The organism is Kangiella sp. HZ709 (genome assembly GCF_009674675.1).
In the GTDB taxonomy this organism is placed as follows: Bacteria; Pseudomonadota; Gammaproteobacteria; order Enterobacterales; family Kangiellaceae; genus Kangiella.
This window is the reverse complement of record NZ_WKJC01000001.1, coordinates 891,577-905,823: the sequence shown is the minus strand read 5'-3', so window position 1 is coordinate 905,823 and position 14,247 is coordinate 891,577. Positions and strand designations below refer to the sequence as shown.

The 14,247-nt window shown below is 40.1% G+C and carries 12 protein-coding genes; 6 read left to right on the top strand and 6 right to left on the bottom strand.

The genetic code is table 11. The annotated features are described in order from the left end of the window. Positions 1 to 48 precede the first annotated feature (48 nt). From guaA to GJS41_RS04025, 4 genes are all read left to right on the top strand, one after another. Positions 49 to 1,620 (top strand): glutamine-hydrolyzing GMP synthase, encoded by a 1,572-nt coding sequence (gene guaA / locus GJS41_RS04040; RefSeq protein ID WP_154246029.1) that lies wholly within the window; start codon positions 49 to 51, stop codon positions 1,618 to 1,620. An 88-nt stretch (positions 1,621 to 1,708) separates the two neighbouring features. Continuing rightward, entirely contained in the window at positions 1,709 to 2,176 is a 468-nt protein-coding gene (gene tadA, locus GJS41_RS04035) for a tRNA adenosine(34) deaminase TadA (RefSeq protein ID WP_154246028.1), read from the top strand. Then, complete coding sequence (locus GJS41_RS04030) at positions 2,169 to 2,708, top strand: DUF805 domain-containing protein (protein ID WP_154246027.1); 540 nt, start codon at positions 2,169 to 2,171, stop codon at positions 2,706 to 2,708. The genes tadA and GJS41_RS04030 overlap by 8 nt, the downstream gene beginning before the upstream one ends. Before the next feature lie 262 nt (positions 2,709 to 2,970). Beyond that, on the top strand, positions 2,971 to 5,529 hold the full coding sequence (locus GJS41_RS04025; RefSeq protein ID WP_154246026.1) for a bifunctional aspartate kinase/diaminopimelate decarboxylase: 2,559 nt from the start codon (positions 2,971 to 2,973) through the stop codon (positions 5,527 to 5,529). A 16-nt stretch (positions 5,530 to 5,545) separates the two neighbouring features. Here the strand turns inward: GJS41_RS04025 and GJS41_RS04020 are convergent, their stop codons facing one another. The 5 genes from GJS41_RS04020 to GJS41_RS04000 form a co-directional block, all read right to left on the bottom strand. Beyond that, positions 5,546 to 5,923: a hypothetical protein gene (locus GJS41_RS04020; protein WP_154246025.1), complete on the bottom strand. Its 378-nt coding sequence runs from the start codon at positions 5,921 to 5,923 to the stop codon at positions 5,546 to 5,548. A gap of 15 nt (positions 5,924 to 5,938) precedes the next feature. Further along, on the bottom strand, positions 5,939 to 8,719 hold the full coding sequence (locus GJS41_RS04015) for a valine--tRNA ligase (RefSeq protein ID WP_154246024.1): 2,781 nt from the start codon (positions 8,717 to 8,719) through the stop codon (positions 5,939 to 5,941). 100 nt (positions 8,720 to 8,819) lie between these two features. Beyond that, on the bottom strand, positions 8,820 to 9,359 hold the full coding sequence (locus tag GJS41_RS04010; protein ID WP_154246023.1) for a class I SAM-dependent methyltransferase: 540 nt from the start codon (positions 9,357 to 9,359) through the stop codon (positions 8,820 to 8,822). A 43-nt stretch (positions 9,360 to 9,402) separates the two neighbouring features. Next, on the bottom strand, positions 9,403 to 9,831 hold the full coding sequence (locus GJS41_RS04005) for a DNA polymerase III subunit chi (protein WP_154246022.1): 429 nt from the start codon (positions 9,829 to 9,831) through the stop codon (positions 9,403 to 9,405). A 5-nt stretch (positions 9,832 to 9,836) separates the two neighbouring features. Further along, positions 9,837 to 11,336 (bottom strand): leucyl aminopeptidase, encoded by a 1,500-nt coding sequence (locus GJS41_RS04000; protein WP_154246021.1) that lies wholly within the window; start codon positions 11,334 to 11,336, stop codon positions 9,837 to 9,839. A gap of 133 nt (positions 11,337 to 11,469) precedes the next feature. On the opposite strand from GJS41_RS04000, the gene lptF reads away from it, so the two are divergent. Both lptF and lptG read left to right on the top strand, forming a co-directional pair. After that, positions 11,470 to 12,585 carry an LPS export ABC transporter permease LptF gene (gene lptF, locus GJS41_RS03995; protein WP_154246020.1) on the top strand — a complete coding sequence of 372 codons (1,116 nt, stop codon included), beginning with the start codon at positions 11,470 to 11,472 and terminating at the stop codon, positions 12,583 to 12,585. Continuing rightward, complete coding sequence (lptG, locus tag GJS41_RS03990; RefSeq protein WP_154246019.1) at positions 12,582 to 13,646, top strand: LPS export ABC transporter permease LptG; 1,065 nt, start codon at positions 12,582 to 12,584, stop codon at positions 13,644 to 13,646. The genes lptF and lptG overlap by 4 nt, the downstream gene beginning before the upstream one ends. A 10-nt stretch (positions 13,647 to 13,656) precedes the next feature. On the opposite strand, the gene GJS41_RS03985 is transcribed toward lptG, so the two are convergent. Continuing rightward, positions 13,657 to 14,136, bottom strand: coding sequence for an RDD family protein (locus GJS41_RS03985; RefSeq protein ID WP_154246018.1), 480 nt, complete (start codon positions 14,134 to 14,136; stop codon positions 13,657 to 13,659). Positions 14,137 to 14,247 lie beyond the last annotated feature (111 nt).

Sequence of the window (14,247 nt, the reverse complement as noted above, 5' to 3'; positions counted from 1 at the left end):
TTAAGATTTTAATTAGACTGTTCTATCTAACCTAAGAAGGTAAAGCTGATGCAAGCGAATATTCATGATCATCGAGTTCTAATTTTAGATTTTGGTTCTCAATATACTCAATTAATTGCACGTCGAGTGCGTGAGATAGGAGTTTATTGTGAGCTAGTACCGTTTGATGTGAGCGATGACTTTATTCGTGAATTTAACCCTAAAGGAATTATTCTTTCAGGTGGCCCTGAGTCTGTTACTCTAGAAAATACTCCTCGTGCACCTGAATTAGTTTTTGAGCTAGGTATTCCTGTGTTAGGAATTTGCTATGGCATGCAAACCATGGCCCATCAGTTAGGTGGTAAAGTTGGAACTTCTGATAAGAAAGAATTTGGTTATGCAGAAGTTAGCGCAGTCGATAATGATTTATTTAATGGTATTGAAGACCGCATTATTGATGGTAAGGCTATTTTAGATGTTTGGATGAGTCATGGCGATAAGGTTGTCGAAACGCCTGAAACGTTTGAAGTTATTGCATCCAGTGACAATGCTCCAATTGCGGCGATGGCACATAAAGAAAAACCTTTCTATGGCATTCAATTTCACGCAGAAGTTACTCACACTAAACAAGGCGGAAGAATTTTAGAGCGTTTTGTTGCAGATATTTGTGGTTGTGAAAAGCTTTGGACTTCAGCCAATATTATCGAAGATGCGATTGTTCAAATTAAACAGCAAGTTGGCGATGAGGAAGTTGTTTTAGGTTTGTCAGGCGGCGTTGATTCTTCAGTAACCGCTATGCTTTTACACAAAGCCATTGGTGATAAGTTGACTTGTGTCTTTGTTGATAATGGTTTGCTGCGCTTGAATGAAGGCGATCAAGTGATGGATATGTTCGCTGGGAAATTTGGCTTAAGCATTATTCGTGTTGATGCTGAAGACCGCTTCTTAGGCGAATTAAAAGGCGAAGATGAACCAGAAGCCAAACGTAAAATTATTGGTAAGGTATTTGTAGATATCTTCGATGAAGAGTCTAAAAAGTTAGTTAATGCGAAGTGGTTAGCGCAAGGAACTATTTATCCTGACGTTATTGAGTCAGCAGGAGCTAAAACCGGTAAAGCGCACGTGATTAAATCTCATCACAATGTTGGCGGCTTACCTGAAGATATGGAATTGAAACTAGTTGAGCCTTTACGAGAGCTATTTAAAGATGAAGTGCGGAAAATTGGTTTAGAGCTAGGTTTACCTTACGACATGCTTTACCGTCACCCATTCCCAGGACCAGGCTTGGGAGTTCGTATTCTTGGCGAAGTAAAAAAAGAATACGCAGATTTACTACGTAAAGCTGATGCTATCTTTATCGAAGAATTATATAAGTGGGATCTTTACCATAAAACCAGCCAATCCTTTACGGTCTTCTTGCCAGTACGCTCAGTGGGCGTTATGGGTGATGGTCGTAAATACGATTATGTAGTGGCATTACGTGCGGTTGAAACGATTGATTTTATGACTGCTCGTTGGGCGCACCTGCCTTATGATTTTTTAGAGCATGTTTCTGGAAGAATTATTAATGAGGTTGATGGGATTTCGAGAGTTACCTATGATATTTCATCTAAACCACCAGCAACTATCGAGTGGGAATAATATTTGTCTTTTTTTGCCGTCTATCATCAAGGAAACTTAAAGGCTGCAACTGAAATTATTTTCAGCCTTATGCTTAATGACTAGCCGAATGGATTTTTCTAAGCAAGATTTAATCTTTATGCAGCGGGCTTTACAGCTTGCTGCAGTCGCTGAAGAGAAAGGCGAAGTTCCAGTAGGCGCAGTGCTAGTTAAGAATAATGAGATTCTAGCAGAGGGCTATAACCAGCCTATTAAAAATCATGACCCTTCGGCTCATGCCGAAATTATGGCTTTAAGACAAGCAGGTCAGAAGCTAGATAATTATCGCCTTATAGATACCACCTTATATGTTACCTTGGAGCCTTGCGCTATGTGCGCTATGGCTTTGGTACATGCGCGCGTGGCTAGAGTTGTTTTTGCAACTCATGACCCTCGAACCGGTGCGGCGGGCTCTGTGCTCAACATTCTGCAAGATAACAGTTTTAATCATCAGTGTGATTTAGAGTCGGGCTTGTTGCAAGCAGAAGCTAGCGAGCAGCTAAAGCAGTTTTTTAAGCGGAAAAGAAAAAATGGATGATTCTGTATATCAAGCACCGAAAGCAGATATACAGGTTGCGGAAATAGGGCAGAAGCAACACTTTAAATATTTCAATTTTAGAGGGCGAATGAATCGACTGAAGTATTTGCAGTTGGCTTACTTTCTGCCGAGCATCATTTTCTTTGGCTATGTTTTTGTAATATATCTGATACTTTATTTAGATTATCGAGACCCTTTTGCAGATCGTACATCCTATGGCTTAGATGTTGTGCTTTGGATTGGTATGTTAGTGATTCTGATATCGGCCGTTATTAACGGTGTTTGGCTTTCTATACAAAGAGCTCATGATATGGGGCATAGAGGTTTCGTTGCACTCACAAGCTTAATTCCCTTGATAGGCTTGGCATTAATAATCATGCCAGGTGAACAGCATAAAAATGCCTATGGTGATGAACCAGTTGAAAATAGTGCTTTAGTTAATATAACCGGTTGGCTTGGAATTGTAGGAGTAGGGCTTTATTACTTATTGCTTTTGGTGCTTGGGCTCTTATGGCTTGAAAGGTTTATTTGATGCACTAACTAAGAAAGACTAGCAACTATAAAGAGTTTTATTGTAACTTCTTATCAGTTTCCTAATCTATAAGTAATGAGTAGATTGACATCTACAGAATTTTATATAAGTATAAGGCCATGAATATAAACATCTGCAATAAATCGTTCGCTAAAAAAGCTTTGAAACATAAAGCTATGGCATCGTATTGCGGGTAAAAAAGATAGTTTAAATTTAAAACCCGCTTCGGCGGGTTTTTTTATGGCTGGTAAAAGGTGAAGTAATGAATCAACAACAGTGGCAGGTGTTAAAGTTTGGAGGAACCAGCGTTTCTTCGGTAAGGAATTGGCAAAATATCGTCAAGATTATCAAAAAAAAACTAGTTGCTAATAAAAGAGTAATGATTGTTCATTCCGCTTTAAGCGGTATTTCTAATACTTTAGAGCGAATCATAGAGTTCGCTATTAATGGTGAAGATAAAAAAACTCTGAGCTTATTTAATGAGGTTGTTTATGCTCATAAAGAATTAGTTTCGGAGTTAGAGTTACCTCAGGAGCTGTTAACTGAGCAGCAGTCTTACCTAAAAAAAATGTTGGATGGTATTTTGTTATTGGGCGAAGTATCTGATCGAATTAGAGCAGAAGTTTTAGCCCAAGGAGAGCTATGGTCAACTACAATAGGCGCTGAGTATTTAAATCGCACTTTAAATAATAACGCAACTTGGCTTGATGCAAGGCGATATCTACTCAGCACTTCAGAGGACTCTCAATATTTAACGGTTAATTGTAATTACGATCCTGACAAAAAATTAATCTCCTTTATCAATCAATCATCTTTGGTTGTAACACAAGGCTTTATTGCCGCGAATGGAGAACAGGAAACCGTATTAACCGGTCGTGGAGGTTCTGATACTTCAGCAGCTTACTTTGCCAGTAAGATTACAGCTGAAAGATTAGAAATTTGGACTGATGTTGAAGGTATTTTTACTGCCAACCCTAATCAAGTGCAAAATGCTCGGTTATTAAAGCAACTAGATTATACTGAAGCTCAGGAAATGGCCTCGGCAGGTGCAAAAGTTTTGCATCCAAGAGCGATTCAACCTACCAAAGAATTTCAAATCCCAATTTATATTCGCTCGACTTTGGCACCTGAAATTAAAGGAACTAAAATTTACTCTGCTGAAACGACTAAAGGCATGGTTAAGGCGGTGACCGCTAAAGAAAAAGTTACTTTGATTTCAATGGAAAGCCAGGGTATGTGGCAACAAGCGGGTTATTTAGCGGATATTTTTGCGATATTCAAAAAGCACAACTTTTCGATTGATCTAGTTTCTACTTCTGAAACCAACATAACAGTCACCTTAGACAGCTTGACTCAGGTGATAAAAACAAAGGAACTATCGCGCTTGATGCGTGATTTAGAAGAGGTTGCTGATGTTGAATTAATGACAAATTGCACAGCGGTATCTATTGTAGGTCAAAATGTTAGAGCAATCCTACACAAAATATCACCGGCCTTAAGCATCTTTGAAACTTATCCCGTCTACCTTTTATCGCAAGCAGCATCAGACCTAAATCTTACCTTTGTGATAGATGATGAATTTACAGAAAAGGTGATTGCTTCTTTACATGAGTTATTGATTAGCAATAACCCTAATAGCTCGATCTTAGGACCTACAATTTCAGAATTAAAGCAAAATATTCAACTAAAAGAAGTCAGGTGGTGGCAAGAACAAGTTGATAGATTAGAGGAAATTTTGAGTTCTACAGATCAGGCCTATGTGTATCATAAAAACACGGTAAACGAAAAAGTAGAGCAACTATCTTCATTGGAAGCTATTGAGCAAGTTTTCTTTGCGGTAAAAGCGAATAACAATAAACAGATATTAGAAAATATTTATCACCAAGATTTAGGTTTTGAAACGGTATCTTTAAATGAAATACAATTAATCTTAGATTTATTTCCTGACATAGATAGAAAAAAAGTATTTTTCACTCCAAACTTTGCTAATAAAGCAGAATATCAACAAGCTTTATCATTAGGTATTAATTTATCCTTAGACAGTACTTATCCGCTAACCCAGTGGGCTGATATATTTTCAGGACAGTCGGTGTTTCTTAGAATTGACCCGAATATAGGAAAAGGACATCATGAAAACGTTAGGACTGCTGGAGCTACTTCTAAATTTGGTATCCCCATTTACGAGTTAGATCTGATTAAAGATGTAATTAAAGAGCATAATATTTCTATTGTAGGCCTGCATGCCCATGCGGGTAGTGGTATTTTAACGCCGAAGCATTGGGCGGAACATGCGCGATTATTGGCAGGACTAGCCACAGAATTACCAACAGTAAAATATCTTAATTTAGGTGGTGGCTTTGGTATCAAAGAAAAATCGGAACAAGAATCGCTTAACTTTATCGAGGTGAATTTGGCTTTGAATGAGGTTAAGTCTGATTATCCAGATCTTACTTTTTGGATAGAACCAGGAAGGTATCTAGTTGCGGATGCTGGGGTTTTGATATCCAAAGTAACGCAAGTTAAACAAAAGCAAAACTATTATTATGTGGGTATTAATACGGGTATGAATTCGCTTATGAGGCCTGCTCTATATGGCTCATATCATCCGATAGAAAATCTTACGCGAATGAATTCGGAGAAAGATAAATTAGCTACTATCGTCGGCCCAATTTGTGAAAGCACAGATAAACTCGGAATAGAAATTCCATTTCCTACAACGGAAGAGGGGGATATTGTTTTGATCGATAAGGTGGGCGCTTATGGCCACGTTATGAGTAATCGTTACAACTTGCGAGAGCCTGCTGAAGAATTTTGTATTTAACTGATGTTGCGAATAGTTAATTGATCAGGCTGTACTGGTATTTTGTTTTGGTATTGTCCAATAGGGACTCCCACATAAAGCAATAAACGTTATCTTGTTCAGCTTTGTATCGGTAATTGAACTCTGAGAGGTTGCGTTCGGTAACTGGATAAACAGTTTCATTATCGAGATGGTAATGAAAGTTAAACGTAACTGGCAAGTTACTATTGAAGGTAAAGCTAATGGATTGCCCTTTAGTTAACTCAGGGCAGATCTCAACAATCTGCCCTTTGTTGCCCTTAATAATGCCATGATGCGCTAGTTTCTTTTCAGGTCCTTTTTCAAAAGACTTATCCTTAGCAGCTTGACAAGATGCTAAGGAAATTAATAAGGCAAAAAGAAAGCTAAGCTTCATAATAAGTCTCGTAAATTATAACTCTTTTAAGCTTTCAATTTGCTCTTTGACTTTAGTCAAGGCAGTTTCAATATCTTCTAGTTTTGCTTTCTCTTTTTCTACAACAGCTGCAGGTGCTTTGTCAGTAAAGTTAGCGTTTGATAACTTCCCAGAAATCCTAGCTTGTTCTTTATTGAGTTTTTCAGACTCTTTCGCCAACCTCAACATTTCCTGCTCTACATCGATTAAACCGGCCATTGGGATTAAAATTTCCATATTGCCAGCCAATGCCGTTGCGGACATTGGAGCTGAGTCACCTTCATTTAGCCATTGAGTCGTTTCTAACTTGGCTAGCTTACTTAAGAAATTTGAGTAGTTATTTAACCGTTGCTGATCTTGCTCTGAACCATTTTTAAACAGGGCATTTAATGGCTTGCCAGGAGCTATATTCATTTCACCGCGAATATTGCGGATGCCGACGATAATGGTTTTTAGCCAGTCGATATCTTGATCTGCTTTGGCATCTTGTAAGCTTGAATTCGCTTCTGGAAATGCTTGGAACATGATGCTCTCGCCTTGAACTCCAGCAAGTGGAGCCACTTTTTGCCAAATCTCTTCAGTGATAAACGGCATGAAAGGATGTAGCAAACGTAGTAATTCTTCTAGAATAGTTACCAAGGTATGTCGAGTACCGCGTTTTTCTGCATCGCTGTAATTATCGCCATATAAAATCGGCTTGGATAATTCTAGATACCAGTCACAATAAGTATTCCATGTAAATTCGTAAAGAGCATTAGCGGCTAGATCAAAACGGTATTGCTCAATAGCTGTTTCATATTCTGAAATAGTGCTTTGTAGTTTACTGATGATCCAACGATCGGCAACACTTAAAACTTTCTCGTCATCGCCAAGACCGGTATCTTGATCTGCAGTATTCATCAAGACATAGCGAGTGGCATTCCAAATCTTATTACAGAAATTACGATATCCTTCGACGCGATTTAAATCGAAATTAATATCGCGAGAGGTCGATGCCATGGCGCAGAAAGTAAAGCGCATAGCATCAGTACCGTACGATTCAATACCATCTGGGAATTGCTTGCGCGTGCGTTTAGTGATTTTAGCTTTGTCTGATTCTCTGTCTTGCTGCATACCATGGGTACGCTTTGCTACTAAATCATCTAAACCAATGCCATCTATTAAGTCGATTGGGTCAAGCACATTACCTTTAGATTTAGACATCTTTTGGCCTTGCTCATCTTTAATAAGGCCAGTGATGTAAATTTCTTTGAAAGGAACTTTACCTGTAAACTTCAAGCCCATCATGATCATACGGGCTACCCAGAAGAAAATAATATCGAAACCAGTAACCAAAACATTAGTCGGTAAAAAAGTTTCTAATTCAGGCTTCTTCTCCGGCCAACCTAAAGTAGCAAATGGCCAAAGCGCTGAGGAGAACCAGGTATCAAGTACATCTTGATCCCGCTTTAATTCGATACCAGCTAAGTCATATTTTTGGCGTACTTCTTCTTCAGAGCGGCCAACATACACTTCGCCATTGTTGTCGTACCAAGCTGGAATTTGATGCCCCCACCAAAGCTGACGTGAAATACACCAGTCTTGAATGTTTTCCATCCAATGGTAGTAAGTATTAGCCCAGTTTTCTGGGACAAATTTAATATCGCCATCTTTAACCGCTTTCAAAGCAGGTTCTGCTAAAGGTGCAATTTTTACATACCATTGATCGGTCAGGTATGGCTCGATGACCACGCCAGAGCGGTCGCCTCTGGGAACTTTTAATTTATGCGGGTCAATTTTTTCTAGTAAGCCAAGAGCTTCGAAATCAGCGATTACTTTTTTACGCGCTTCGAAACGTTCTAACCCTTGAAACGCTTCTGGAGCATTGTTATTGATATGCGCGGTTTCGGTAAGAATGTTTATTAAGGGTAAATCATGACGCTTACCCATCTCATAATCATTGAAATCGTGTGCAGGCGTTATTTTTACGCAACCGGTTCCAAAATCTTTATCAACATAGTCATCAGCAATAATGGGGATTTCACGATCGGCTAAGGGCAGCTTAATGGTCTTACCCACTAAATGCGCATAACGCTCATCTTCTGGATGTACTGCTACTGCCGAGTCACCCAGCATAGTTTCTGGGCGCGTTGTCGCTACTACTAGATAACCAGAGCCATCAGCAAGCGGGTAACGTAGATGCCATAAGTGGCCATCCTCTTCTTCTGACTCTACTTCGAGATCAGAAACCGCAGTTAAGAGTTTAGGATCCCAGTTAACTAAACGTTGCCCGCGATAGATTAAACCTTCTTCATGCAGTTGAACGAAGACTTCTAACACAGCAGCAGAAAGCTCTTCATCCATAGTAAAGGCTTCGCGTTGCCAATCACATGAGTCGCCTAAGCGACGCATTTGGCTAGTAATGGTTCCACCCGATTGGTCTTTCCATGCCCAAACTTTGTCGATGAACTTCTCGCGTCCTAAGTCATGGCGACTGATGCCTTCCGCGCCAAGCAAACGTTCAACTACCATCTGGGTTGCGATACCTGCATGATCAGTACCTGGCTGCCACAACGTATTATCACCCTTCATACGGTGATAGCGAGTCAAGGCGTCCATGATGGTATGTTGGAACGCATGTCCCATATGCAAACTGCCCGTGACGTTGGGTGGCGGGATCATAATGCTGTAACTATCTTGGCCGGCTTCATTAGTCGGGTTCGACGCAAAGTAGTTCTTATCTTCCCACTGCTGATATATGGTTTGCTCTATGGCTTTGGGATCGTATGCTTTATCCATGGTTATACTGGCCTGAATGTTATGCTGCAGTTTTGCGTAAAACCTTGAATTATAGCGTTTGCAGGGGATTTATCTAGGTTTGAAGTGGTTCAAACCTAAACTATTTTTCACAAAGGTAAATAAATGCCGGTGGCGCGTTACGCAAAACGAATTTTAGAGTGTTCTTGGCAAAATACTTATTGATGAATTTACGGTCTTTTAGTGAATATTGATACTGGATAAATAGACCTCCAGGCTTCAAGGATTTATGGATCTCAGCCATTAACTCTTCTTTCATTGAGTCGTTAAATAAGGCTAAAGGTAAACAAGAAACTACGACGTCAATCGCGTCATTACCAAAGTCATTGGCGATTTCCAACGCTGAACGCTCAAGAATGGTCAAGCGTTCGTCAGACACGTTATTTTTTAGCAGCTTAATAAATTCGGCATTGATTTCATAGCAATCTAAGCTTGCATCAGCAGACATATGGGCGAGTAAACTTTTGGTTACCGCACCATTACCAGCGCCTAATTCAACCACATTAGTTACGTTATCTGGAATTAGGCGACTGATTTTGTTGGCTAAAAAGCGAGAGCTTGGGAAAAAGGTTCCTGTGCTTTTTATATTACTAATAGCATTTCTGGTAAATTTAGGGCTCATTTTTATTCTTAGTAGTAATTGCGTTAAGTTGGCCTTAGACGACTTAATGCTTATGATGTTTCAAAGGATAGCCATGACTGCGATAAAATTTATAGCGTTCGCGAGCACTTTCTTTAGCATCGTCTTGGTTCGGTACAATTTCAAAACACTGTAAGAAGTAACTAAAAAACTTTTGCACTTCATTGCTGAGATTGATTAAACAGTCATGCTGATTTTCTGGAGGTTGTTGAAAACCAATTTGCACTGGTGGTGGCTTATTAGGCCCTTCGCCAACAAGATTGTGTGGGATAAAATCTTCTAAACCTTGCGTCCATAACCACTCATCAAGCTCTTTAGCTTGCTCTTCAGAAGCTGCGTGAATATAGATCTTGCGTGACTGGCGATAAAGCTGTTGAACTTGTTGGCCTATCAATTCTAGATAGGCCTTATCGCCAGTGACTTGTTCACATATGTGAAATTCAACCTGTGTCATGCAGTTTAAGAAGCCTTACTTACGCGGTTAAGCACGATCTGGCTTAATAATGGGACCGGTCGACCTGTGGCGCCTTTTTGTGCGCCACTACGCCATGCAGTACCCGCAATATCAAGATGCGCCCAACGGTACTTTTTAGTGAATTTAGCTAAGAAGCAACCAGCTGTAATAGAGCCAGCAGGGCGTCCGCCTAAATTGCTAAAGTCAGCAAAATTAGACTTTAATTGGCTATGGTAATCGTCCCAAATGGGTAAGCGCCAAACTCTATCTTGAGTCATGTCGCTAGCATTTTCAATTTCATGCGCTAAAGGATTGTTATTGCTCATTAAGCCAGTTGCATGGTGACCTAAAGCAATAATCACTGCGCCTGTGAGTGTTGCGATATCTATAACGATTTCTGGGTCATATTTTTCAATGTAAGTTAAGGCGTCACAAAGTACCAAACGACCTTCGGCATCAGTATTTAAAATCTCAACCGTTTGTCCAGAAAGAGTGGTAACGATGTCGCCCGGACGAGAAGCGTTACTGGCAGGCATATTTTCAGCCGCAGCCACAAAACCGATAACATTGATTGGCAGGTCCATTTCAGCGATGGATTTCATCAAGCCGAATACTGAAGCTGCGCCACCCATATCGTATTTCATTTCATCCATGCCAGCACCAGGCTTCAACGAAATACCGCCGGTATCAAAGGTAATACCTTTACCAACAAACACTAGCGGCTTGGCATCTTTTTCTCCGCCCATATACTCCATGGCGATCATTTTGCCGGGTTGAGCAGAACCTTGGGAAACAGAAACAAAAGCGCCAGCGCCCATTTCTTTTAATTCAGATTCATCTAAAACATCGACGCTCATTGCAGCGTAGTCTTCGGCTAATTTAGTAGCTTGCTCTGCTAGGTAACTTGGATGGCAGATATTACCAGGTAAATTGGCTAAATCTTTGGTGAAGCTTTGACCTTTAGAAATCGCTTCTGCGTGATTAATCGCCAATTCTGATTGCGGCAAATCTGCACGAGAGTCGATTAAGTAGGTTACTTTACGTAGCGGCTTACGAGTTTCTGACTTCTTACTTTTCAATTGATCAAAACTGTATAAAGCATCATTCGCAGCTTCAATCGCAAAGCGGATCTTCCAATATAAGTCTTGGCCTTTAACATTTAACATAGTTAAACAGTTTAAGGCATCAGTGGTTCCTGTTTCGTGTAGTATTTTGATGATTTTCTTTGAAACTTTTTGGTAATTCGCAACATTAAACTCGCGCTCTTTACCACAACCCACTAATAAAATACGGTCACAATTTGAATTTGGAATTGAGTGCAATAATAAGGTTTGACCTAGTTTGCCTTCCATATCACCACTACGCAAAATGCCGCTTAAATAACCGTCAGTGAGCTCATCGACTAGCTGTGCTTGCGGGCTTAATTTTCTTGAATCGAAAATCCCTAAAATTAAACAACCTGCCTTTTGCTTATCTGAACTACCGCTTTTAACAAAGAATTCCATACTACACCTGCAAATTATTGATTTTTCGTTATAATGTTGAAAAAGTTGGATTAGTTTAACCGATATTGGGATTTAATCCAGCCTCTATTGTCCAATTCAATTAGATAAAAAGTAGAAGTTTCTAGGCCCAAATTTGATTATCAGTCGTTACTTAAATCGTGAAGTTTTTACCAGCACAACCGCTATCCTGGGGGTTTTGTTTGCGATTTTTATCAGCCAAAGAATTGTCAAACATTTGGGCCAAGCAGCTAATGGCGATATTTCAGGCACTATGGTTTGGCAAATGGTGGGGCTATTCTCGCCGGTCTTAATTGGGTTCTTATTGCCTCTGGCTTTCTTCCTTGGCTGCTTGCTCGCTTTCAGTCGTTTATATGTGGACAGCGAAATGGCGGTTTTGCGCTCCTCAGGGGTTAGCGAGTATCGCCTGATAAAAATGTTGTTACCGATTGCTTTTATCGTTTCGATAATTGGCGGAATTGTGACCTTATGGGTTGCTCCTTGGGCGAGTGAAACCACCTATGAGTTAAGAGATGAGCAGGCCAGTAAGTTAGAGCTGAGTATGTTATCCCCAGGCCAGTTTCAAACTTTCCAAAAAGCTAAGGGCGTTGTCTATGTAGATGAAGCTAGTGAAGACTCACAAAGTGCATTAGGTAATTTCTTCTTAGCTGAATTGCCAGAGGATGAACAGGGCGAAAGTCGGTTAGTTTCAGCAAAAAGTGCTGAACGCTTTTATGATGAAGAGCAAGATAAAAACTTTTTGCAGTTGAATGATGGCTACGTTTACCAGTTAGATGAAAATAAGCAAGTTAGAAAAATCACCAAGTTTGAACATTACTATGCTCGACTTGATGCCGAGCAAAGTATTACTTCTAGACGTAAAATTACCGCAAAGCCAACCATTGAACTTTGGCAAGACCAAGATGCTTTAAGCTTAGCTGAACTTAATTGGCGGCTGGCCGTTCCGATGTCAGTTCCATTTTTATTGTTATTGGCGATCCCTCTAAGTCGAGTGCGGCCAAGAGAGGGTAAGTTTGCCAAAATATTACCGGCTATATTTGTTTATATTGGCTACATCATTGCAATCGTAGTCTTTAGGCGGTGGATTGAAGATGGCCAAATTCCTGGTTGGGTTGGTTATATACCTATTTACCTAACGATGGCTTTGTTGGCGGTGAGACTTTTGTATTTGCATAGCCGCGCCAATACTCATGACAATAAATCCAAAAAGAAAAGCGAGGTGGCCTCATGAATATCCTTCGCTTTTATATAGGCAAAACCATTTTATTAACCTCGTTGATGACTTTGTTTGCGCTTGCCGCTATTCGTATTTTATTTACTTTAATCGACGAGATGAATGATTTAGGTAAAGGCAATTATGACTTTACCGACGGGCTGGTTTATTCCTTAATGTTGGCGCCACAATATATTTATGACTTCTTTCCAATGGCGGTTTTAATTGGCTCCATTGCAGGCCTTGGTCTATTGGCTTCCAAGTCGGAATTAACGGTGATGCGAGCTGTAGGTAAAACTACTGGGCAAATTGTTGGTGCGGCTTTAAGTTACGGTTTGATATTAATCGCGATAGCTATTTTTATTGGTGAGTATGTGGCGCCGAAGTCCTCCCAAGCAGCGGAGAGTCTAAGGAATCGGGCTATCCATGGTGATTCCTTTATTAAATCGGGTAAAGGAATTTGGCTAAAAGATGCTAATCAAATGATTCATCTGGAAGAAATTATTGGTGAGCAACAACTTAAAGGGATTAATATTTATACTCTTAATGGCGAGCAAGCTATTTCTCAAATTACCGAAGCTAAGTCCGCTAATTTGGTTGAAGGCGCATGGGAGCTTTTTGACGGTAAAGAGTCTTTTGTTTCTAAAGAGCAAATTACTAGCCAGCCTTTCGATAAGAAAATTTGGGATACTGAGATTTCTTTGGAGCATATTTCAGTTCTGAAATTAAAGCCTGAAAACTTTAATGCCTATAGCTTATACGAATACTCAAACTACCTTGAATCAAATGGTCAAGATTCCACCAGTTATGATTTAGCCTTTTGGCGAAAAATATTCCAACCTTTAAGCACTGCGGTCATGATCTTATTGGCAGCTTCGTTTATCTTTGGACCCATGCGAAGTGTCTCTATGGGGGCTAGAGTTTTAGTTGGTGTAGTGACAGGATTAATTTACTTCTTCGTGGTCAGAGCTTTTGGTCCAGTTAGCCTGGTTTTCGGATTGCCTTCATTCTTCGGAGCTTTGTTACCGCCATTATTATTTGCTGGGCTGGCTTGGTATCTTTTAAGGAAAGCTGGCTAGTAACAAATCGCTAAGCATCTTTTTTTGGGTCAGGTTTTGGATCCGGCATTAGCACTACTCGTGTTCTAGTCATTAGATCGTGCCAGCCACGTTTTTGTGCATTAAAAACACTGGAAATCATTCCTGCACCTAATATTGAAAGTATCGATCTTGCGGTCGCTTGCAGCCAAGTTACGCGAGTTCCATCGAGTTTTACTAAACGTAGTTTCCAAGCACTCATCCCAACGGTTTGCCCCGACTTAACGTGGTTATAGACAAAATAAAGCAGCACAAATAACCAAGGCGTTATCATGTAGTACTGATAAATAGTGGTATCTTTCCAGCTGGTATCAGCTAGCCAGTCTTTATTTCCGCCAATAATCCAGCGTATTAGCGGTGATGTAAAGGTCACCCACAAAAAATAAATAGCTACCGATATTAAAGCATCATAAAGCCATGCGCCTAGCTTTTTGCCAAGTGGGGCAGGGGTGGTGACCGGAGTATTACTCATAAAGTTAGCAGATAAATAGTGAGTTGGCGCTAGTTTAACAAAACCTTAGTAATGCCACTAGAGTTTAGATGGAGAGTTTAGGGAGTTAGTTTAGACGAAGCGTTTCCCTGA